The sequence below is a fragment of the Acinetobacter sp. MYb10 genome (genome assembly GCF_002980175.2).
In the GTDB taxonomy this organism is placed as follows: domain Bacteria; phylum Pseudomonadota; class Gammaproteobacteria; order Pseudomonadales; family Moraxellaceae; genus Acinetobacter; species Acinetobacter guillouiae.
Genome location: NZ_CP058272.1, coordinates 2202694 through 2226122 on the forward strand (window position 1 = coordinate 2202694; position 23429 = coordinate 2226122).

The 23429-nt window shown below is 39.1% G+C and carries 20 protein-coding genes; 6 read left to right on the top strand and 14 right to left on the bottom strand.

The features are described 5' to 3' along the window. The first annotated feature begins 67 nt into the window (after window positions 1-67). Window positions 68-1243 carry a thiolase family protein gene (locus CQZ96_RS10250; protein ID WP_004723023.1) on the top strand — a complete coding sequence of 392 codons (1176 nt, stop codon included), beginning with the start codon at window positions 68-70 and terminating at the stop codon, window positions 1241-1243. A gap of 100 nt (window positions 1244-1343) precedes the next feature. Here the strand turns inward: CQZ96_RS10250 and CQZ96_RS10255 are convergent, their stop codons facing one another. Then, a complete protein-coding gene (locus tag CQZ96_RS10255) occupies window positions 1344-4061 on the bottom strand; it encodes a DUF2339 domain-containing protein (RefSeq protein WP_105713297.1) in 2718 nt (905 codons plus the stop codon). A gap of 162 nt (window positions 4062-4223) precedes the next feature. Here CQZ96_RS10255 and polA point away from each other — a divergent pair, with 162 nt between their 5' ends. Then, on the top strand, window positions 4224-6986 hold the full coding sequence (polA, locus tag CQZ96_RS10260) for a DNA polymerase I (protein WP_105713298.1): 2763 nt from the start codon (window positions 4224-4226) through the stop codon (window positions 6984-6986). Between the two features lie 214 nt (window positions 6987-7200). On the opposite strand, the gene CQZ96_RS10265 is transcribed toward polA, so the two are convergent. From CQZ96_RS10265 to ppx, 6 genes are all read right to left on the bottom strand, one after another. Next, window positions 7201-7521, bottom strand: coding sequence for a hypothetical protein (locus CQZ96_RS10265; protein ID WP_105713299.1), 321 nt, complete (start codon window positions 7519-7521; stop codon window positions 7201-7203). Window positions 7522-7634: 113 nt separating this feature from the next. Further along, entirely contained in the window at window positions 7635-8204 is a 570-nt protein-coding gene (locus CQZ96_RS10270; protein WP_004723028.1) for a YggT family protein, read from the bottom strand. A gap of 26 nt (window positions 8205-8230) precedes the next feature. Next, window positions 8231-9061 (bottom strand): pyrroline-5-carboxylate reductase, encoded by an 831-nt coding sequence (gene proC, locus CQZ96_RS10275; protein WP_004819135.1) that lies wholly within the window; start codon window positions 9059-9061, stop codon window positions 8231-8233. Then, entirely contained in the window at window positions 9058-10437 is a 1380-nt protein-coding gene (tilS, locus tag CQZ96_RS10280) for a tRNA lysidine(34) synthetase TilS (protein ID WP_105713300.1), read from the bottom strand. The genes proC and tilS overlap by 4 nt, the downstream gene beginning before the upstream one ends. Beyond that, on the bottom strand, window positions 10374-11198 hold the full coding sequence (locus CQZ96_RS10285) for an acetyl-CoA carboxylase carboxyltransferase subunit alpha (RefSeq protein WP_004819131.1): 825 nt from the start codon (window positions 11196-11198) through the stop codon (window positions 10374-10376). Before CQZ96_RS10285 ends, tilS begins: the two co-directional genes overlap by 64 nt. 102 nt (window positions 11199-11300) lie before the next feature. Then, entirely contained in the window at window positions 11301-12821 is a 1521-nt protein-coding gene (gene ppx, locus CQZ96_RS10290; protein ID WP_105713301.1) for an exopolyphosphatase, read from the bottom strand. Between the two features lie 292 nt (window positions 12822-13113). On the opposite strand from ppx, the gene trxA reads away from it, so the two are divergent. The 3 genes from trxA (at window position 13114) to CQZ96_RS10305 (ending at window position 15682) form a co-directional block, all read left to right on the top strand. Next, window positions 13114-13440 (top strand): thioredoxin, encoded by a 327-nt coding sequence (gene trxA / locus CQZ96_RS10295; protein WP_004723035.1) that lies wholly within the window; start codon window positions 13114-13116, stop codon window positions 13438-13440. Between the two features lie 344 nt (window positions 13441-13784). Then, the gene (rho, locus tag CQZ96_RS10300; RefSeq protein ID WP_004723038.1) at window positions 13785-15053 is read left to right on the top strand and encodes a transcription termination factor Rho; all 1269 of its coding nucleotides are present in this window, start codon (window positions 13785-13787) and stop codon (window positions 15051-15053) included. 380 nt (window positions 15054-15433) lie between these two features. After that, on the top strand, window positions 15434-15682 hold the full coding sequence (locus CQZ96_RS10305; protein WP_056514861.1) for a hypothetical protein: 249 nt from the start codon (window positions 15434-15436) through the stop codon (window positions 15680-15682). Between the two features lie 399 nt (window positions 15683-16081). On the opposite strand, the gene CQZ96_RS10310 is transcribed toward CQZ96_RS10305, so the two are convergent. The 3 genes from CQZ96_RS10310 to pheS form a co-directional block, all read right to left on the bottom strand. Then, window positions 16082-16378 carry an integration host factor subunit alpha gene (locus CQZ96_RS10310; RefSeq protein WP_004723042.1) on the bottom strand — a complete coding sequence of 99 codons (297 nt, stop codon included), beginning with the start codon at window positions 16376-16378 and terminating at the stop codon, window positions 16082-16084. Then, window positions 16375-18756: a phenylalanine--tRNA ligase subunit beta gene (gene pheT / locus CQZ96_RS10315; protein ID WP_105713302.1), complete on the bottom strand. Its 2382-nt coding sequence runs from the start codon at window positions 18754-18756 to the stop codon at window positions 16375-16377. The genes CQZ96_RS10310 and pheT overlap by 4 nt, the downstream gene beginning before the upstream one ends. Before the next feature lie 130 nt (window positions 18757-18886). Beyond that, window positions 18887-19867: a phenylalanine--tRNA ligase subunit alpha gene (gene pheS, locus CQZ96_RS10320; RefSeq protein WP_004723046.1), complete on the bottom strand. Its 981-nt coding sequence runs from the start codon at window positions 19865-19867 to the stop codon at window positions 18887-18889. A gap of 217 nt (window positions 19868-20084) precedes the next feature. Between pheS and CQZ96_RS10325 the strand changes: the two genes are divergently transcribed. Next, window positions 20085-21113 (top strand): hypothetical protein, encoded by a 1029-nt coding sequence (locus tag CQZ96_RS10325; RefSeq protein ID WP_105713303.1) that lies wholly within the window; start codon window positions 20085-20087, stop codon window positions 21111-21113. Between the two features lie 44 nt (window positions 21114-21157). On the opposite strand, the gene CQZ96_RS10330 is transcribed toward CQZ96_RS10325, so the two are convergent. The 4 genes from CQZ96_RS10330 to CQZ96_RS10345 all read right to left on the bottom strand — a co-directional run bounded on the left by CQZ96_RS10330 (window position 21158) and on the right by CQZ96_RS10345 (window position 23335). Beyond that, window positions 21158-21706, bottom strand: coding sequence for an NADAR family protein (locus tag CQZ96_RS10330; RefSeq protein ID WP_105713304.1), 549 nt, complete (start codon window positions 21704-21706; stop codon window positions 21158-21160). After that, window positions 21703-22203: a GNAT family N-acetyltransferase gene (locus CQZ96_RS10335; protein WP_105713305.1), complete on the bottom strand. Its 501-nt coding sequence runs from the start codon at window positions 22201-22203 to the stop codon at window positions 21703-21705. Before CQZ96_RS10335 ends, CQZ96_RS10330 begins: the two co-directional genes overlap by 4 nt. A 306-nt stretch (window positions 22204-22509) precedes the next feature. Beyond that, window positions 22510-23040, bottom strand: coding sequence for an adenylate kinase (locus tag CQZ96_RS10340; protein ID WP_105713306.1), 531 nt, complete (start codon window positions 23038-23040; stop codon window positions 22510-22512). A 97-nt stretch (window positions 23041-23137) separates the two neighbouring features. Then, window positions 23138-23335: a hypothetical protein gene (locus CQZ96_RS10345; protein ID WP_004723056.1), complete on the bottom strand. Its 198-nt coding sequence runs from the start codon at window positions 23333-23335 to the stop codon at window positions 23138-23140. Between the last annotated feature and the right edge of the window lie 94 nt (window positions 23336-23429).

Sequence of the window (23429 nt, forward strand, 5' to 3'; positions counted from 1 at the left end):
TACTATTTTTTATATACTGCTTAGGTTTTGGATATATTCACAGAATAATCATTTGGAGATTAAAACAATGACTGACATCGTAATTGTGAATGGTGCGCGTACAGCTATGGGTGGTTTTCAAGGAAGCCTGACCAGTTTGACTGCACCAGAACTAGGTGCTGCGACGATTAAAGAAGCCATTGCCCGTGCTGGCTTACAACCAAATGATGTACAAGAAGTCATTATGGGATGTGTTTTACCTGCGGGTTTAAAACAAGGCCCGGCCCGCCAAGCGATGCGCAAAGCTGGCTTACCTGATTCAACCGGTGCTGTAACTATTAACAAATTGTGTGGTTCAGGCATGAAAGCAGTTATGCAGGCTGCGGATGCAATCAAAGCAGGTTCAGCAGATGTGATTGTTGCTGGCGGTATGGAATCGATGACCAACGCACCTTATCTTTTGCCAAAAGCACGTAGCGGATATCGCATGGGCCATGGCGAAGTAAAAGATCATATGTTCTTTGATGGCCTAGAAGATGCTGAAACAGGTCGTTTAATGGGTTCTTTTGCCCAAGATATGGCAAATAGCAAAGGCTATACACGCCAACAGATGGATGATTTTGCGATTCGTTCTTTACAACGTGCACAAAAAGCTATTACTGAAGGTTGGTTTAAAGATGAAATCGTTTCTGTCACAGTTTCAAGCCGTAAAGGCGATGTTGTTATAGATCAAGATGAACAACCATTTAATGCCAATATCGACAAAATTCCTAGCTTGCGCCCTGCGTTTGCCAAAGATGGAACAATCACGGCAGCCAATGCCAGTTCAATTTCAGATGGTGCATCTGCGCTAGTTTTAACCTCTGCGGATCATGCTGCAGCAAAAGGGCTTCAACCTTTAGCAAAAATTGTTGCCTATGCTTCAAACTCGCAACATCCCTCTGAATTTACCATTGCCCCAGTAGGTGCAATCCAAAAGGTACTGAATAAAACCGGTTGGGATGTTCAAGATGTTGACTTATGGGAAATCAATGAAGCATTTGCTATGGTTACCATGTGCCCTATCGATGAATTTAAATTGGACGCTGAAAAAGTCAATATTCATGGTGGTGCATGTGCCCTCGGCCATCCTGTTGGTTCTACAGGTTCACGCATCATCCTGACCTTGATTCATGCGTTAAAACGTACTGGTGGTAAAAAAGGTATTGCTGCCCTTTGTATTGGTGGTGGTGAGGCGACTGCTGTAGCGATTGAAATTCTTTAAGCACCTCAATCCTTGAATTAAAAAGAGGCGTCTATTACATGGTAGACGCCTCTTTTATTTTGCTTTCACCTGAACAACTTAAATATCGCTCAATTCATAATTAAGGATTTAAATTGTTCTGCTCTGGAATCGGGGCAATATAGGCAATAATCAGCATCACAAAACCCGCACCCAAGAAAGAAATCACGCGTGTTAACGTTCCAATATGAGATAAATCAAACAGTACCAATTTTAAGGTGACAATCACCAAAATGCTCCCCCCTAAAATCCATAAAGGACGTAATAATTTACGGCTAGCAAAGCTCATCGCAATAAAGGCTAAGCTTACCCAAAGCAAGGTTAGACTCAGTTGAGCAGTGGCATCTTGCCAAAGACTCAGTTGGTTATAAGGTGTAGCAAAATACACATGTAAGGCTCTTAGAACGATATAGCTACTCAGCCATAACAAACTTAAAACACATAGTACTGCAAGTATTCCATGGTCGATTCCCGGCTTCAAAGCTTGTTTAAATTGAAGGTTCAGCATCCAGAAAAAACCAATTAACATGGCGATACTAACCAAATCAAAGGGATTTAAGATTGGTAATAAATATCCTTGAAATGCTTGCTGTGAAAATAGCTGAGAACAAATCATCCAAATCAACATCAGTAACAAACTGCTGCGCGTTTGCCAAAACATTGTCCATTCTGAGTTTTTCTGAAAGAAGCACCATCCACAAAACACTAAAGGTAAAATGACCATGCTGATATAAGGCATCGTTGCAATTAAGCTAAGACTGCTTAGACTTAAACTGATTAAAACACCTAAACTGAGCCATTCACTTTCAAACTGTAGCCCTTTTGAAGGTCTTAACCAGACTGTCGCTAGCACTAAACCTGAAACTGCGATACCCCATCGTTCAATATCACTGGTCCATAGCAACATGCCATTTTTACTAATATCCAGCAATAAAATGAGTGTAAATACATAGACGGGAATTACCCCAATCCATTTTGGAATCAACCATGTTGATCTGGCCTTTAGCCATAACATCAATTCATTCATCAACAGATAAGCAATAACCACAATCAATACACTGTATATATATCGATTCTCTCCCTCTAAGAGATCAAGCAATAATGCAAGAATCATCGTGGTTGCAGAAATCATCAGTAGGCTTAAAAACAACGTCGTTACTGAACTGATCTGTTTGCGAAAATCATCACGGCTATTTGCCAATAACACCACGGCGATATAGCTTAAACATAAGTACCAATACATCGTGGTTGGAAAATCAGGCAATTCAAACAAGTAATAAAGGCTTGAACAGCCTGCAACAATCAACAAGGCAATCGCCATATAACGACTGATCACCGATTGTCGATATAAAGCAAAGCCAAAAATACAGAGACCTTCAACAGCCCAACCCACCACACTCCACTGACCATGCAGAAGAATCGGTGGAATTAAAGCAAGAAAGATCAATGCCAAACTAAAATAACTTTGAGAAATCAGTTGAATAGATTGATTACGTTTTGAAAGCTGATAAATCCCAGCAAACACCACAGCAAAACCAAGGCTAAAACCAGCAAGAATCAGTTCTTGGTGAAAATACATTAAATATAAAAATAAATAGCCAATAATCGGTGCGCCAAAAATCAACGCAACATCTAAACTGGGTTTAAGTTTAAATTGCTCAAGATCCTGTTTGGCGATCAATTGACTGAATCGAAAACCAAGCCAAATGAATACTGCAAGATGTGCAAGAATAAGTATCGTGAGTGATTGTTTTTCTTGACTATAGCCATGATAGAACGCATAACCACCACCAATGATTACAGTCACTAAAAATCCGATCTGATTTAAATATTTCCAAGGTCTTAAGGTACTCAGTACAGCAATCGCAATGTTAATCACTAAATAATAAGCCATCAGTTCTGCTACCGTTGCATTTCGCACAGGCAACGTAAATGGTGCAATATAAGCGATAAGCACTGCCATCAATGCCAATTCCACGCTTTGCTGCTTTAAGCTTAAACTCAATGTCAGCGCCATAATTACAGCAAAACACAAACTTGCCAGATAAAGACTCGGAATCACCTGATTGTAATAAGCAAAGAATAAGGTTAAAAATAATCCCGCAAGCCCCAAGCCCTCTATTGCTAAAGCAAAACTACGATTTTTATTTTGTAGTACTACACCCAACGCAGTGATTGCACCACTGGACAAAGCAACAATTGAAAGTTTGACTGCTAAACTTAATTGCCAATGCTCTGTCGCAAAACGCAGCAGCAACACAATACCAATCACCAAAACCAAGATCGCAACTTTCAAAACAGGGTTGCCTTGAAAAATCCATTGGCGAATTTGCCCCATTAAGTTTAGCGACGAATCTTGTGGCGTGCCGATGCTTTGTTGTATAGATGATGGATGGTTTAAATCTGGAGATCGCTGTTCTGACAAATTCAAGTGTTGAATTTGCAATTGAACTTGGCTCAAATAGCGCTCTAAACGGCGTAACCAGCGTAAAAAAAAGAAAATCCAAGCAGTTAACCCTAAACCCACCATCCAGCTCAAATGCAGTGTTAAACCCACAACGGCGATAATCGAGGAGATATATAATGGCACTTTCGAGGTGCTTTGCAGTGGAACCCGTGTCTGTTGCGCGATCTGTTGCAATGGATCTTGAATCGCATCCACATACTGCATCACACTCATGACAAATGCCAAACCACAGATATAGGTCAATATCCGTGCATCTAAAAACCATGCACTGACTGCGATAATGATCAGCATCATTAACCAAATGATGCGAATTTCACTCTGCCCTTTGAGCATATTTCATCTTTCTCGATCCTGAGTAACTCGATGATACAACAGCCTTGCCTGATGATTATGTGAATTCATCAGATATTCAGTAACACAAGGATGACTGTTGCATCTTCGCAAGCGCAAAAAATCACGTACAATAAAGCGGTTATTTGAATTAGGAAAATATCAATGCCACCATTTGTATTGGTCGATGGGTCATACTTTTTATTTCGTGCTTTTCATGCACTCCCACCTTTAACCACATCAACTGGATTACAGACCAATGCGATTCGTGGGGCAATTTCTGCAATTCAAAAACTGATGCGTCGTGTGCAACCGACACATATGGCGGTTATTTTTGATACGCCTGAACCGACTTTTCGCCATGTACTGTCACCAATATATAAAGGTGACCGCCCAAGCATGCCAGAAGAATTGTCACAACAAATCCCTTATTTGCATGCCTTGATTCGAGCTTTAGGTATTCCATTACATACGCTTCCAGGTGCTGAAGCGGATGACATCATTGGAACCTTGGCAAAACGTGCTGAAAAAGCCGGTCATCAAGTTTTGATTTCTACGGGTGATAAAGACATGGCTCAGTTGGTCACGGATAAAGTGACCCTCGAAGACAGTTTTAAAGACAAACCGATGGATGTCGATGGTGTAATCGAAAAATTTGGCGTTCGTCCAGATCAAATTATTGATTATTTAACCTTGATGGGTGATGCCTCTGATGGTATTCGTGGTGTACCTGGTGTTGGTGCAAAAACGGCTGCTAAGCTGTTAAATGAATATGGTACGATTGCTGGCATTTTAGAAAATGTTGACAATATCAAAGGTAAAGTTGGACAAAGTTTAAAAGACAATGTTGAAGGGATTGCACTTGATCATCAATTGGCAAGTATTGTTATCGATCTCGATTTAAGCTTGAGCTATGATGATTTAAAGCTGTGTGAACCTGATGTCGAAGCATTACGCAACTTGTATACTGAACTTGAATTCCGTAATCAATTACAATCGCTAGATCATCCAAACAATCCAAATAGCTCAGCCTATAAACAAACAACTCAAAGTATTGGCAAAACTGAGCAGCCTGTTGAAAATGAAATTACAGATCAAGCAACAAGTTCGAGTGTTGATGACCGCCTTGGTGAAGCCACTTATCATACTGTTTTAAGTCAAGAAGCATGGGATAAGCTCTTCCAGCGCTTAAGCACAGAAAAACGTTTTGCAATTGACACTGAAACCACAAGTTTAGATTACCGTATCGCTGAAATGGTCGGTTTTTCAGTGGCTTTTGATGCCAACGATGCTTATTACATCCCTTTGGCACATGATTACGAAGGTGCACCTGAGCAACTCAATCGTGATGCAATTATTCAGCAGATCAAACCGATTCTTGAAGATCCAAGTGTTGAAAAAATTGGACATCATTTAAAATATGATGCGCATATTTTTGAAAATCACGATATCCATTTACAAGGCTGGTACTTTGACACCATGCTGGCCTCTTATGTCTTGAATGCAGTGACAACACGCCATGGTATGGATGATGTTGCACGTGTTTATCTGAGCCATTTGACCACGACTTTTGAACAGGTTGCTGGTAAAGGTGCAAAACAAAAGACCTTTAATCAAATCGAGATTGAAACCGCTGGACATTATGCAGCAGAAGATGCGCATGTCACCTACCGCCTTTATGAAGTTTTGGAACGTAAGCTAAAAGAAATTCCTGAACTGATCAATATCTTACATCACATTGAAATGCCAGTAGCCAGTGTTTTGGCGACCATGGAAGAAAATGGGATTGAACTTGATCTAAGCTTCTTGGATCAGCTCAGTGTGGACTTTGCCAATACCATTCAAAATCTTGAAAATCAAATTATCGAAATCGCTGGCGAATCTTTTAATGTCGGTTCACCCAAACAAGTCGGTGAAGTTTTATTTGAAAAATTAGGTTTAAAAGGTGGCAAAAAAACTGCAACTGGACAATACAGTACCTCTGAAGCGGTTTTAGAAAAAATCGATCATCCAATTACTGAACTGATCATTGAGTATCGTGGTTTAACCAAGCTTAGAAGTACCTATACCGAAGCCTTAGTCAAACAAGCCAATCCCGATACCCATCGCGTACATACCAGTTACCATCAAGCCTTAACAGCAACGGGACGCTTGTCTTCAACCGATCCAAATCTACAGAACATTCCGATACGTGAAGAAATTGGTCGTCAGATTCGTAAAGCCTTTATTGCACCTCAAGGTCGTGTACTTTTGGCAGCCGATTACTCACAAATTGAATTACGTTTAATGGCGCATTTCTCACAAGATGATGCTTTGGTTGATGCCTTTCAAAATGGGCAAGATGTACACCGTCGTACAGCATCTGAGGTCTTGGGTGTCGCGCTGGAAAATGTGAGCTCTGATCAACGCCGCCAAGCCAAAGCCGTTAACTTTGGTTTATTGTACGGTATGTCTGAGTTTGGTTTGATTCGTCAACTGGGCTTTACTCGTGAAGAATCGCAAAACTATATTAAGCAATACTTCCACCGTTATCCGGGTATTTATGAGTATATGCAACGTACCCGCCAAGTGGCATTGGAACAAGGTTTTGTAGAAACTATTACAGGTCGTCGTTTATATACACCAGATATTGACGCTCGAAATATGATGGTGCGTAAAGGTGCGGAACGTGCTGCAATTAATGCACCACTTCAAGGCTCTGCGGCTGAAATCATTAAAATGGCGATGATTGAAGTCAATAAAATCTTACCTCAAGACCAAGCCAAACTTTTACTTCAAGTACACGATGAATTGGTGTTTGAAGTTGATGAGGCTATTGCAGATCAATTGGCTGCACAGATTAAAGATGTGATGCAAAAAGTCGTTACCTTATCAGTACCGTTAGTTGTTGAAGTCGGTCAAGGCAAGAATTGGGGTGAAGCACATTAAGCCTTTACAACATTCCCAGTCCGTCTAGGAAGAAAATTGGGATGACAGATATTTTTTAAATATCTGTCATCCCAACTAAATACTAATATTTTTCAAATCACTATATTTAAATATCCAACATATTTGCCATAAATATAGCTAAATTATCAAAAACTCTAATCTAAATCATGCTCTTCCATTGATAATGTGATTGTTAAACTCATTTCTTTGTAGCTTAAATTTCTTTGTAGCTTAAATTTCTTAAAATATTCAGACATAGCACCTTTAACTCTTCAATCATGGTTTGTTGTTTTTCTAAACCATTTTTAGGATCTAAACTCGACCACACATCAATTTCATCAAAACAACCAATCACATACTTCAAATCTTCAGAGAGAACTAATGAATGCTCAAACTGATGTAAACCTTGTAATCTTCCTAATGACCATATCCCGACTTCTGGCTGAACAGCCCCCAGTTTCATTGCCTCTAAAACACCCAAAGCGAGCGAAGCCAAATAAAACTCTGCATTTAAATTATTGGTTTCAATTTTCATATGATTCTATTTTTTACCATTTAAAGTTTACTAATAACCCACTTAGATCACCATTTGCTTTATCTCACAAAAAAAGGACTCGATTGAGTCCTTTTGCTATTTAAACTGGTAAATTAAAGACCTGTTAACAATGCAATCGCAGCATAATCCATAACTTTTTCAGCAATGATCAATGCCAAAATCGCTAAAATTGGAGAAAGATCAATCATTCCCATATTTGGCATGATACGGCGGAACGGGGCCAATAACGGTTCAGCAAGCTCTTGAATCACTTCAATATAAGGTGATCTTGACTGGGTAAACATCACCACCCAACTGAGAATAATGGTCGCAAAAATTAAATAGCGACAAAAACGAATCAGGTCTTGGATCATGGTAACAAAAGTTAAAATGATCAAATGCACAGGACTATTGGGTATTGCACCTTGCAAGTACATCATTCCAAAAATTTTAAGCAGATATAACACCACTAGCAAAACTAATGCAGCTGTATTTACTCGCCCTTTGGCCAAAGGCGGAAAAATTCGCCCAAACATATCCACAATTTTTGTCGCTTTAACTGTCGACATCACCACTGGATTGTATGGACTCACCATGGCCAATTGCATTAAAAAACGAAAGAATACGAGCAAAATCGCTACGTTAATAATAATGCCAAAAATTTGCGCAGAATTTGCACCCATACTGGAACGTTCCTAAAAATCAATAATTATTTAATGCTGTCACTTAATTCTTGAGCCAGTTCCTGACTACGCTTCTGCGCAGCAGCTAAAGCTGTCTGAATATTTTGAGAAATTTGAGCACGATCAAATACTTCTAAAGCAGCTTGTGTAGTGCCGTTTGGAGAAGTCACATTTTTACGTAATTCTGAAGGTGCATTTGAGCTGGTAATTGCCATTTGTGCTGCACCAAGTGCTGTTTGTAAAGTTAAAGCAGTTGCAACTTTTTCATCCAAACCCATATTTTTTCCAGCACGGATCATGCTTTCCATCATATAGAAGAAATATGCAGGACCAGAACCAGAAACAGCAGTCACAGCATCAATCTGTGCTTCAGAACTCACCCAAAGCGTTAAACCTGTCGCAGCAAGTACTTGTGTTGCCAATTCGCGGTCTTTAGCACTGACCTCTGGTTTCGCAAACATACCATGTGCACCAGTTTGAACCAAAGCAGGGGTATTCGGCATAACACGAACAACACGCTCACTGCCGGTTAAGTCTGAAATCGTTTTAATTTCAGCACCAGCAACGATCGAGATCAATAATTTATCTTCGAGTAAACCTTTTAATGGTTTAAGTACCCCACCCAAAACTTGAGGTTTTACAGCAAAAACAACAATATCGGCATTTTTAATTGCTGCGATATTATCATCAGTCACATGAACATCTTTTTCTTGTAGCAATTGTCGAATGTTTTCAAAGGGGTCAGAAACTGTAATACGTGTTGCAGGTAATCCACGACTCAACAAGCCACCGATTAGGGCTTGTGCCATATTCCCACCACCAATGAAAGTAATATTACAATTTAACGCTGCACTCATGAATCACGCTCGACCTTAGTTTTTAACTCAGAGATTAAATTTGGTTGCCATCCACCCACTTCACAATATTCAGATTGCGCCAACCAAAAACCATTTGGTGTAAACACCCCAAGCATAACATTATCTACACTTAATATTTGAATTGTATGACGCATCCACGGAAAAATATGTGCTTCTTGAATGGCTTTTTTCAAAGGCCAAGCACCGACTCTGCCATAAAGATGAATTTTTTCACCACCCAAACGCGGCTTTAATGTTAGCTTATGATTGATTAATGCAAAAGCCAGGCCCATTTTAGAGCTTTCAATCTGAAACACACCAGATGTGAATTGTAGTTGTTGATGAAGCTGAAATTGAACTTCCTGTTCTTGAGGCAATTGTTTAGATTTTGATGCTAAATATTGGTTTTGTTCAATTCGATACAACTGATTTTGATAACGTAAATAATAAAAATGATTCCAATGTAAAGCAGCTTGCGCATCTGTTTTAGACTCAATTACTTCATCTTGTAGCCTTTGCACCATGTCCAAAGCTGGGCGATATGTCCCCTCACCTTTCATCCATACCGATAAAAGTTGCCGCTGTCTAGCAGGGGAAAGTGATGCCAATTTGGCTAAATCCAATTGTGTAGGATGACCACAGAACTTTAAATCCTGTTGTACCACCTCATTGAGAATTTCATCAGCATCTTGCATTAAATAGCTGGTACGTGCCAATGCTTGCTGCATTTTAGGATAGCGGCTTTGCAAAATATGCCAAAGTTCATGTCTACACCATGCACGGTCATAATGTATATCTAAATTGGAAGGGTCATCCACATAATCGATTTTCAGTTGCTCAACCCATTGGCAAATCTGCTCACGGGAAGTATCGAGTAAAGGCCGCCAAATCAGCAATTGATCGCGCTGATCGATGGATTGCATTGCAGATAGACCTGTAACCCCCGCACCTGATAGCAAACGCAGCATTAACGTTTCAGCCTGATCTTGCTGATGATGTGCGAGAACCAATACCTCATTTTCATCTATATGCTGTAAATAGGCTTGATAACGCGCTTGACGTGCTTGATTCTCAAGATTGCCTTGAGCGACTTGAACCGGCTGAAGAATATAAGGAATATTGAGCGCTGTGCATTGTTGAGCAACAAAATCAGCCCACGCATCACTGACTTTTTGCAGTTGATGATTGACATAAATTGCACGAATTTGCTTGGGGAAAAGTTGTGCCATCAGATGTAGCAACAGCATGGAATCCATACCACCACTACATCCGATTAAGAAACGGGTATTTTCAGGAAATTGAGAATACTGTTTTAAGAAGCAAGACCTAAATTGTCGCTGCCAAACTTCATTAAACGTTGATAACGTGCTTCGCATCGTTCTTCCGCAGTCATTGGCTGTAATTCATCAAGCGCTTGTTTTAACACATCCTTGAGTTTTTCCATAACCTCAAAAGGATGTAAATGAGCACCCTCACCTTCATCAACCACATATTCAACAATACCAATTTCTTTGAGCTTGTCAGCAGTTAATGCAAGTGCTTCACTGGCTTGTTCTGCTTTATCTGCAGTTTTCCATAGAATAGAAGCACAACCTTCAGGTGAAATCACAGAGTAAATACTGTGTGACAGCATAATAACGCGATCTGCAACACCAATGCCCAACGCACCACCAGAACCACCTTCACCTAAAACAGTTGCAATGACTGGCACTTTAAGGCTTGAAAGTTGCGCTAAGCTGGTTGCAATTGCTTCTGCTTGACCACGCTCTTCAGCACCAATACCCGGGTATGCTCCCATGGTGTCAACAAAGGTAAACACTGGAAGATTAAAGCGTTCCGCCATATCCAGTAAGCGTTGAGACTTTCTGTATCCTTCAGGATTACACATCCCAAAGTTATGCTGTAATTTTTCACGCGTACTACGACCACGGTGTTGGCCCACAACCATTACTGGCTGACCGTTAAAACGGGCCAATCCACCCACCATTGCACCATCATCACCGTATAAACGATCACCATGCAAGGTATCAAATTCAGTAAAGATTTCGCCTACGTAATCCAAAAATTGCGGACGCTCAGGGTGACGTGCAATTTGAACCGTTTTCCAAGCTTGAGATTGAGCAGCTTTATTTTTCATAAGTCGAGTATTATCCCTAATTCACCGATGGATTACGCATCGGAAGTTTAGGTTTAAGTGATATGAAATGATTGATCATTCCATCATCACCAAACCTTTAAGTTAATCGATAAACTGTTCCGACTGAATATTCAATTCAATGTCCCAATGCTTAAATTGCACTTGCTCATCATGCAAATCTGCAACCAGCAATGGCCATTGTTTGGCATCACCAGAAACGCTGAGTTGCCATTGTTGCTCATTCTCTATCGTCAATTCAATGGCAGGAAGCATCTCATCGCTACGACTATGATTTAGTAAAACGGCAAGACGAAGCAACAAGCACAAGTACACAAGCTTGTTGCCGCCCACTTTTAACACGTCTAATTTGGCATCTACGCGTAATTTACGACGGTGATGAGCGACCAAATGTGACAAATGGTTTTGATCAATTTGTGAAAAACCTGGGATGTCTGAATGTTGTAACAAGTAAGCACTGTGCTTTTGATAACCACTATGACTAATGGCTAAACCCATCTCGTGCAAATAAGCAGCTCGACGCAACAGATCACTATCATCACTGTTTAAGTTAAGCGTGCTGGCCACAGCATTAAACAAATGTTGTGCTGTTTCAACCACACGCTCAGCTTGTTTTGCATCTGCGCCATAGCGTCCCATCATCGCCTGTACACTACGATCGCGAATATCTTCGTGTTGGAAACGTCCGAGCAAGTCATACATTACACCTTCACGTAATGCCCCATCTGAATATACCAATTTATCAATATTCAAGACTTCAAATACAGCATAAAGGATCGCTAGACCCGCAGGTAATACTGCTCGGCGATCTTCTTTTAATCCATCAAATTCCATATCTGAAATATTTTTAAATTTCAGCAATTTGTCTTTTAATTTATCTAAACCTTCGCGGGTCAGATTCTCTTGCTCATCACTCCAGCCCATATTGACCGCAATTTGGCGACATGCTTTGATGGTTCCACTAGAACCGACCACAGTATCCCAGCCAGCAGCTTTATAGGTATTTGCAATCGAAGATAATTCTTTACGCGCAGCAACCACAGCTTTATCAAAAGCTTTGTTGTTAATATCACCATCAGCAAAATAGGCTTTAGTAAAGGCAACACAGCCCATTTGTAAAGATTCGGTATGAATCGGCTCGAACTCTTCACCAATAATCAGTTCAGTAGATCCACCGCCAATATCGATCACCAGACGTCGACCACTATTGGCCATGGTATGTGAAACACCCAAGTAAATGAGTCGGGCTTCTTCTCGTCCCGCAATAATTTCAATGGGTTTTGGCAAGATCTCCGCTGCTTTTTGAATAAATTCATGCCCATTTTTCGCTTGACGCAGCGCATTTGTCGCAACAATTCTGAGTCGAGTCGGCTGTACTGAACTTAAACGCCCAACAAAACGCGCTAAGCAAGCCAAGCCTCGTTGCTGTGCAGCTTCAGTTAAGTTTTTATTTTCATCTAATCCAGCTGCAAGCTGAACCTTTTCTGACATAGAAGCAACTTTCTTAACTTCACCATGATCCACACGAGCAATTGCCAAATGGAAACTATTTGACCCCATATCAATCGCAGCAAGTAATTCTTCATCAATCAAAAAATCAGACATTATTTATACAAACTCATACTGAATTGCTGCTTAGATTAATTCACATACACGCTTTTTAAAAGCCATTTATTTAGACAATTTGATGAGTCATTACTTTTTCAGCATATATGACAATTATGTGACAGTTTCACTGGTTTTTCTAAAGATCCGATTGTAAATATCGTGAGCATCAATTGGACAAACTCACAAATTAGAATGAAAATTTAAGCATCCCCCTACATTGTTAAAGATGACTATGTAATACTTATATCCATAGATAGATTCATCTTTAAAATATTTTGGAGCAAAATCCATGTCTGGCAATATCGTAAATACCACTGATGACAACTTTGATGCAGATGTACTTCAATCTGATATCCCTGTAATCGTAGATTTCTGGGCAGGCTGGTGTGCACCGTGTAAAGCGATTGCACCAGTCCTTGAAGTACTTTCAACTGAATTTGAAGGTAAAGTTAAAATCGTTAAAGTTGATGTAACTGCGTGTGAAGCAACTGCGGTCAACTACAACATTCGTAACATTCCAGCATTATTGATGTTTAAAAATGGTGAAGTTGTTGCTCAACAAATTGGTGCAGTGCCAAAATCTAAATTAACTGCATTCATTGAAGAAAATATTTAATTTGCTGAATTTATACATTATTTGTATAAATCTAGGAAAATGAGAAATACGCTTGATTTTCTAGCGTATTTTTTTTCGACTATAATTTGACAAACTTGTTGATCTAACTTATATTCCATGCTCAAGGAACATTAGGATTCTCTTCCTGTTTCTTAAAGGACAACACATAAGATCGCCGTTCGGCAACAGAAATTGTTTTACATATTTCTCCTCGAAAGAACTACATAGATTCTGAGTTTGTTTTTGTGTCTATACAATTTCAACTCACCTATTACACTGCTGGCGACTTTTGCTTCTTTTCTCTTTATCTGTGTTCCACACATCCTTATTCAATCTGACCATTTATGAATTTAACTGAACTCAAGAAAAAACCGATCGGCGAACTCATTAAAATTGCTGAGTTTATGGGCCTTGAAGGAATGGCTCGTAACCGTAAGCAAGACATCATTTTTGCCATCCTCAAACGCCATGCAATGAATGGCGAAGAAATTTTTGGTGATGGTGTTCTTGAAATTTTGTCTGATGGTTTCGGCTTTTTACGCTCCGCTGCAGGTTCTTATCTTGCAGGTCCGGATGATATCTATGTTAGTCCTTCACAAATTCGTCGTTTTAATCTACGAACTGGTGATACGATTACAGGTACGATTCGCCCACCTAAAGAAGGTGAACGTTACTTTGCATTATTAAAAGTTAATCAAATTAACTATGACACCCCTGAAAACTCACGCAATAAAATTTTATTTGAAAACCTCACACCACTTTTCCCAACTGAGCAATTGGTTATGGAACTGGGTAATGGTTCTTCTGAAGATTTGACAGCGCGTGTCGTGGACTTGGTTGCACCCATCGGTAAAGGCCAACGTTCAATTATCGTAGCACCGCCAAAAGCGGGTAAAACGATGTTATTACAGAACATTGCCCAATCTATTGTGCGTAACAATCCTGAATGTTTCTTGATCGTCCTTCTGATCGACGAGCGTCCTGAAGAAGTGACCGAAATGGAACGTACTGTGCGTGGTGAAGTTGTTGCATCAACCTTTGATGAATCTCCTGCTCGCCATGTTCAAGTTGCTGAAATGGTGATTGAAAAAGCCAAACGTCTGGTAGAACACAAAAAAGATGTTGTGATCTTACTTGACTCAATCACGCGTTTAGCACGTGCTTATAACACTGTTGTTCCTTCATCAGGCAAGGTACTTACCGGTGGTGTTGATGCACATGCCTTAGAACGTCCTAAACGTTTCTTTGGTGCTGCACGTAATATCGAAGAAGGCGGTTCTCTCACCATTATTTCGACTGCATTGATTGAAACAGGCAGTAAAATGGATGAAGTGATCTACGAAGAATTCAAAGGTACAGGTAACCAAGAAATCATCCTTGATCGCCGTATTGCTGAAAAACGCGTCTTCCCAGCAATGAATATCAAAAAATCAGGCACGCGTCGTGAAGAGCGTCTCATGAGCGAAGAAAACCTACGTAAAGTATGGATTCTTCGTAAACTTCTTCATCCTATGGATGAATTAGTGGCGATGGAATTCTTGTTGGATCGCATGAAAGAAACCAAAACCAATGATGATTTCTTTGATCAAATGAAGCGCAAAGCTGCCAACTAATTCAATAAATGCTTAAAAAGGCTACTCTAAGAGTAGCCTTTTTATTTGGTTGACATTATTTACATAAATATACAATCATCGAGTTTCAACGTTACACGATATTGCAAATATTTGAATATAAAAATTATTCATTAAGATTTTTTATATTTATTAATAACTTATTTATCAATAAACCAATCTAAAAACGCAACTTGATTGTAAAATACTGTTAAAAAAACATCATTTTTTCATCAATTTGGTCAGTTTTTTTAAGATAAACAGTAGCAATTCAAAATGCGCAGTGATAGCATATTCGCATACCAGTTAGACTGCTCATGCAAAAAGCAAAAAACAGGCTAACTTGGGTTTTTTGTCTCAATTAAATTTATGAGAGTGATGCCATGTTATTCAAAAAAATCGCTATTGCTGCTGCAGTTGCTACTACTTTAGCTTTCGTTGGTTGTGCTAAAAAAACTGAAGAAGCTGCTGCTGATTCAAATGCTGCTGCTTCTCAAGCTGTAGCTGCTGCTTCTGAAGCTACTGCTGCTGTTGACGCTGCTGCTGCTGACGCTTCTGCTGCTACTGCTGCTGCTTCTGAAGCTACTGTTGCTGCTGCTGATGCTTCAGCTGCTGCTTCAGCTGCTCACTAATAATCGCTTAGATTATTATCAAGAAAAGAGAGCCTTTTAGGTTCTCTTTTTTTGTTTTCTTTTTTATCTTAAAGTTTAAATCATCATAAACAAGCTGTATCGCCCTTCACTACAGCCCCTTTGATCTAATAAGCACAAAACCACACCACTATATTCTACTTTGGTTATTGCCCTTTAAAATTGCAAGCGTATTCAGATCATCTTAAGCAACACTAGAATATTTTACTTATTTGCATTTTTATAAAGATACTTAGAATTTTCTTAAAATAAATTTATCCCACATAAGTGGAATGGTATTTATTTTTTGCAATAAAAAACCCCAAGCACATTACCCAGGGTTTTTATCTTACAAAACTTTTAGATTACAGAGCTTTCATCTTACGACACACAAATTGCCGATTAATCTTCTTGTTCTGTACCCACACGTTGTCTAAATTTTTGACCTGCACGGAAAGTTACAACTCGACGTGCTGAGATTGGAATCTCTTCTCCAGTTTTAGGATTTCGACCTGGACGTTGACGCTTGTCACGTAGTTCAAAATTTCCGAAACCTGAAAGTTTGACTTGCTCGCCAGCAATTAATGCTTGGCTAATCTCGTCAAAGAACAACTCGACCATTTGTTTTGCTTCACGACGGTTTAAACTCGTAAGCTCACTTAAATGATCAGCCATTTCTGCTTTTGTTAATGCTGTCATGAGGCCCTCAATGTCGCTTGATAAGTGTCTTCTAACACTTGAATAATATGATCCATACCGGATTTAATCTCAGCATCTTCGAGTGTACGTGATGGATGTTGCCATAACAATGCAAATGCCAAAGAGCGCTTACCTTGTTCAACACCTTGCCCTGTATACACATCAAATAACCAAGTAGAGTCTAAAAGCTCTCCACCCGTTTTTTCGATAAGTTGCTGAATTTCACTAACATTAATCTTATCACTAATTACAAGCGCAATATCACGTCTAACCGATGGAAATCGTGATAATTCTGTAAAATTAGATACATAAGTTTGCAAAACAGCCGATTGGTCGAGCTCTGCGATCCAAGTTGTGCTCAAATCCAGTGCATTTTCCAAAGATGGATGTAGACGACCTAAATAACCTACTGATTTCCCATCCACAAGAATTTCCGCAGACTGACCTGGATGTAACCATTCACGATCAGATCGAACATATTCAACGTGAACACGTCCAGCTGCTAAAATCTCTTCGACCTCGCCTTTGAGATCAAAGAAATCCATAACTTGAGCTTTTCCATGCCAAGATTCAATTTGTTTTGATCCTACAGCAATCATAGCCAAAGTTGGAATCTGTTTCAAATCTTCTATACTTTTCGCGTTTTGATAATCAAAACGCAACCCTAGCTCAAAGAAACGCACACGACTTTGTTGACGATTGATATTGTACTGAACACACGGAATTAAGCTTGAAAGTAAAGTTGAACGCATGACCGCCAAATCACTTGAAATCGGATTTGTAAGCGCCAATGGATTTACTTGTGAATTCAATTGTTTTTCAAGTTTTAAATCTGCAAAACTAAAACTAATCGCCTCTTGATAACCCAGTGTTACTAAAGTTTGACGTAACTGAGTCAGTTCAAATTGATCCTGATGTTTAGCAAGTTTTACATCAATCACTGGCAGACTAATTTGAATATTGTCATAACCATGTATACGCGCAACTTCTTCAATTAAATCTTGATAAATTGCCATATCATAACGATGTGATGGTGGTACAACAGTCCATTCACCTTCAGCTTTTACAGTCACATCACAACCTAAACGTTGCAGCGCATCTGTAATAAATGCAGTAGGAACTTGATAACCCAGCAATTGATCCACTTGTGCTTGATTCAACTCAATTGCTTCACGTTTAGGCAAAAATTCAGTTTTTTCAGATACGGTAATTGGACCGAAATCACCACCTGCAAGAGTTTGAATCAATTGTGAAGCGCGTTGCATTGCGATCATAGGCAATTCAAAGTCCACACCACGCTCATAGCGTTGTGAAGCATCTGTATGCAAACCATAACGGCGTGCACGGCCTGCGATATGTAATGGTGCAAAGAATGCAGATTCAAGGAAAATCTCAGTGGTTTCATCTGTTACAGATGAGGACAAACCACCCATGATGCCTGCAATCGCCAATGCTTTTACATCATCTGCAATCACCATAACATCTTCGGCCAATTCAATTTCTTGTTCATTTAACAAAACAAGCTTTTCATTTGCACTTGCCTGACGCACATGCACTGAACCTTGAACCTGACCACCATCAAACGCATGTAACGGTTGACCAAGTTCCATAAGCACATAGTTGGTAATATCAACAAGAATACTGTGTTGACGAATGCCTGAACGTGCTAAAGCTTGCTCCATCCATGCAGGCGTAGCTGCTTTGGTATTTACATTTTTAATTACACGACCTAAGTAACGAGGGCAACCATCCGTTGTCACAACAACTTGCTTCTGATCAGCAATCGTAGCCGCAACCTCTTGAATTTCAGGTGCTGTTACAGGCAGTTGGTTAATTACCCCAATTTCACGTGCCACTCCACGAATACTGAAACAGTCACCACGGTTTGGCGTGATGCTGATATCAATCACATGATCATCAAGATTTAAATATTCTCGAATATTTGTGCCTACAGGTGCATCTGCAGGAAGTTCTAACAGGCCATCAATTTTATCTTCAAGGTCAATTTCTGAAGCACCACACAGCATTCCTTGTGATTCAACACCACGAAGTTTGCCTTTTTTAATTTTAAAATCACCCGGAAGCACCGCACCAATGGTTGCAACTGGCACTTTCATTCCAGCACGTACATTTGGTGCGCCACATACGATTTGCAAAGGTTCACCCGAACCAATATTCACTGTGGTGACACGTAAACGATCTGCATCAGGATGCTGTACAACAGTTAAAACCTCACCAATCACCACACCTGTAAATGGTTTAGCTGCGGGAACCAGTTCATCCACCTCAAGTCCCAACATAGTCAGTTGATCAGACAAGGTATCGCTATCAATTGCAGGGTTGACCCATGTGCGAAGCCAATTTTCGCTAATTTTCATTTCTAAAACCTATATTCAATATCTATGAATTCCTCTCTGACTCTCTTTTAAAAAGAGGCAGAACCCTTCGTCTCATTATCTTGGACATCCCCTCTCCTTTTAGGAGAGGTCAGGGAGAGGTATAAATTTGTTAAGCAAATTGGCGTAAAAAACGCACATCGTTTTGGTAGAACATACGCAAATCATTGATGCCATAACGTAACATTGCGAAACGCTCTACACCAAGACCAAATGCAAAGCCTTTATATTTTTCAGGATCAATACCCGCAGCTTGTAAAACATTTGGATGCACCATACCGCAACCCAAAACTTCTAACCAACGACCACGCTCATCCATAATATCCACCTCAGCACTTGGCTCTGTGAATGGGAAATAAGACGGACGGAAGCGTACTTTTAAATCTTTCTCAAAAAATTCATTTAGCAAATTAATCAACAAACCTTTTAATTCTGCGAAGCTGGTATTTTCAGCAACGTATAAACCTTCGATTTGATGGAACATTGGAGAATGGGTTTGATCTGAATCACAGCGATAAACACGCCCCGGACAAACGATACGAATCGGTGGTTGCGAGTTTTCCATTGTGCGTACTTGCACACCTGAGGTATGGGTGCGTAGCAAATGGTTTGCATCAAAGTAAAAAGTATCATGCATCGCACGTGCAGGATGATGTCCTGGAATATTCAATGCTTCAAAGTTGTGATAATCATCTTCAACTTCTGGCCCTGTCGCAACAGTAAAACCCGCTTTGGTAAAGAATTGACAAATACGTTCTTGAACCTGAGTAACGGGATGAATACTTCCTACAGCTTGCCCACGTCCAGGCAAAGTAATATCGATTGTTTCACTTGCTAGCTTTAATTCTAATTCAGCTTTCTGTAATTCAGTTTGGCGTTCAGTCAACGCTGCACTGATCGCTTCACGTACTGCATGAATTGCAGCACCCTGAACTTTACGCTCTTCAGGGTCCATTTTGCCAAGTGCCTTAGATTGTTCCGCAAGCTGGCTTTTTTTCCCTGTAAATTGCACTCGTACTTGGTCGAGTGTAGTCAGGTCTTGAGCTGCTGCAATCGCAGCGAGCGCTTCAGTGGTCAGGGCTTCCAGTGACATAGTAACTCTCAAAGCAATATTTTAGAAAAATAATATAACTCTATATTCTAACAGTTTTTATGCAGTTGAATGAAGTTTCCGCTTTACAAAAAATACGATTAGTCACAACTTATTCTAAATAATTTGTATATTTCCCTGTTTGATTCCTGTTGAAATGCTAGAACTTTGATTTATAAAAAGTATAAAATGGATTTAATGTCGCTGAGATCTATAAAAAATGGCACTCGATCAAATCTGGAAACGTCAACTTACACTCGTCACTTATGGCAATGAGTATCTCACTCAAGGGATCAGTTTTTCTCGTTGGGTCAATCATGCCATTTTTAATCAGCATGCTTTTGGCTTCCGTGATTTAACCAACCAGCACCTACTGGCACAGCATTTTCAGATTTGGCTTGAAGGGCTAAAAAAACAAGGCGTGTATCGACTCAGCTTACATAGCGCGAGCATTTTAAATGATGAACAAAATCCAAATGCCAATGTTGAACTGTTAGCCATTCCCCACTTTATTGTTAGCCATGATCAACAAAAGAAAACCGCATGGATTTTTGGTAAAGAATTAGCGGAATGGTATAGCGCAGACAATGATTACGAAGCGCCTGAGCAGCAACGTCCCAATTTGCGTACCGAGATTTTTTGGCGCTATGATCTCAATACAAAATTGATTAAACGGATTGAACAAGATTTAGTTCAACCGAATTGGGATGATATTCAAATTTATACAGACAATGAATTGTTTGATACCCAATATGCCAAAGGTTTTCCAGAACCTGTCAATAAAGATTTACCGTATTATGGATTAGATGAAACGCTATACACGACCGAGGATTCAAGTCTTAAACTTGCACTGTTACCCACTGATTATCAAGCTGATTACGCACACGAAACCTTCTGTCGTATCGATGCATTAGAGGGTTTTATTTCTGCAAAATTAAAGCATCCCTATGATGAAAATGAGCAAATCATGAGCCCTGAAGAACAAATGAATTTGCGTCATTTCCTGCAAAAAGTTGAAGATTTAAAATCAAAATTTATCGCTAAAGTTGCAAATCATTATAAATCTGCACGCTTAACGCCAAAACAAATTGCCTCGCCCTTTGACACGCATGAAAATATCAAAACCGAGCAGCACCAAGCGTTTAACAGCAAAGCAAATCCTGAGCATAAACCAGGTAAAACTGGTGTTTTTGCATTAATTATTGTGACCATTTTAATCTGCCTTGCGGCTTATTATTTTGGACTATAATGTCTTATCTATTTGATAAAATGAATCTTAAAAAGAAAGCAACATTAAAGTTGCTTTCTTACTTCCATTAAGGCAAAACCCAAAAGATTTAAACCTTGCCATGCGTTTGGATTTGTCACATTAACATGATCTGCTGCAAGTCCAATCCCCCAAATTTGATCTACAGGCGAGGCTTCAACGATGATCTGATCTGAGGTACTCAGTAGAAACGCTTTAAGATCATTGTCTTGAGAAAACTTAGCCAAATTACCTTGAACCACAATTTCATAACGATGAGCAATCCAAATCTCATCTTGATAATTTTTGACCAAACGACCTAATGCTTTTATTTTCTTAGGATCATCTGTTTGTAAAATTTTCTGAAAAATATCCTCATCATTAAATAGTTTGGCTTTCTGCGCCATCATATACTGTTCTGTACTTTGATAATTGACACCATCAATTTCAAATTTTGCAGGAAACCATTGACTTAAACAGCTCTTGTCTATTTTTCCAGAAGTCTTTTGACTATGCCCCCAAAAACACAAATAACTATACTTTTGCCCACTCTTTACCTGTTCTTGTAAATCAGCTAAAAATTTAGAATCACTCATTTTATTGTCCTATGATTAATATCCCACTGATACGATACTTCTGTTATGTCATCACCATAATCAGAAAGAATCTCTTCTCCAAGTACATTTCCCCCTAATTTCTCATAGAAATGACGGTTTGGATTTTTATTGATCACGCCCAAGCGAATAAATTGATAATGCTTAGCATGTACATATTGATAAAAGCGCTCAAACATCTCACGACCAATACCTTGTTTTTGAATTTTCTTTAATAAATAAAAAGCTTTAATTTCAGCAACATTATACGAAGTATTTAAATAACCACTTAAAAAACCAACAATTTGACCATCTTGTTCATACACCAATACATGATAATCTTGATGCGAAAAAATCTGTTGCCAAAGCTGTATTCGTTTTTCAATATTTTCGCGCTCTATAATTTCTTGCTTAATCATACCTGTATAGGTTTCATTCCAGCTTTGCACATGTATTTCAGCAATCTGCTGAACATCACCAGAAACAGCTAATCGAATCATATCATCCTCATTTATTGGGATTTACCTCGAAACCAAACTTTATACCCTTAAAAAAATTAGGTAAAAAACTTTTTTATATTGTTTAATCTTATATGTTTGTATCTATCGCGCGATGTCATGGATATCAGCAACAGGGGAAAGTACTGCACATACCCCACCCAATCCAAGATTTTTATCACTTTGCATGCCAAGTAAAAACACAGCTGTCTGTAGCGTAACTTAAGATATCAGCTACACAAATATATTCAATCAATACAAGGTATAGCAGGATAAGTTAACTTTTAGGGGGGGCTAAATTATAACGCGTCAAATAGACGCTAAAAATTTATCAATATCCTTTCGCGATTTTAAATGGATAAATCGAATATGTGAATATTGAGGATCATTTATCATTGTTATATATTGCTGACGATTTTTTTGATGCGTTTTAATCATCCACCAAATAATCGAATCACGACTAAACATTTTACTAAAACTTTCACGATTATTTGAACTTTCCCAAAGTCTGTTTCTAAAAATAGCACGGCGAACAGCCCGTTGTATGGATTGGTAAAGATTGATATAAAAAGGGATATCTAAGCAAATAACGGTATCGATATCTTGCCATTTGATATGCGTAGTTCGCGTATAATTACCGTCTATGACAAAACCAGATTTAGCTTGATCTAGTTTGGCCTGAATTTTCTGAAAAAATGCAGTATCGGTAGACTCTTGCCAATCATCCAGCCAGAATAAATCATCCAATTCAATGTAGGTGAGCTTTAATTTTTGAGCTAATCTTATTGAAAATGTTGTTTTTCCTGACGCAGAAGTCCCCACGACATTGATGCGTTTCATAGATTTAAGAACTCTCTAAAAATAAAAAGTAGCCAAATAAGCTACTTTAAATCACGTAACAACCCAATCATCATTCAATCATTTTAGCTGATCTATATCAAAATACGGGCCGTATGCTGAGTATCACTTTATGTTCATTTGCATGTTGATTGATATAGTGCTCAACTGCTGTTACTTCACCTTTAACTTCTGCATCTGCACCATACATCACTTTTAAAACTTCCCCAACTCTGGGGAGTAGTTGCAACTCAACTTCAATTGCACCTTGTTGTAAACCTTCAATCTCAACACGCATACCCACTCCATCATTTTCTATTATTCATTGTTCTACTCTATGCGAGCTATTTCTAAAACAATAATGTTTTCACGTTGATATTGTGTAATGTGTG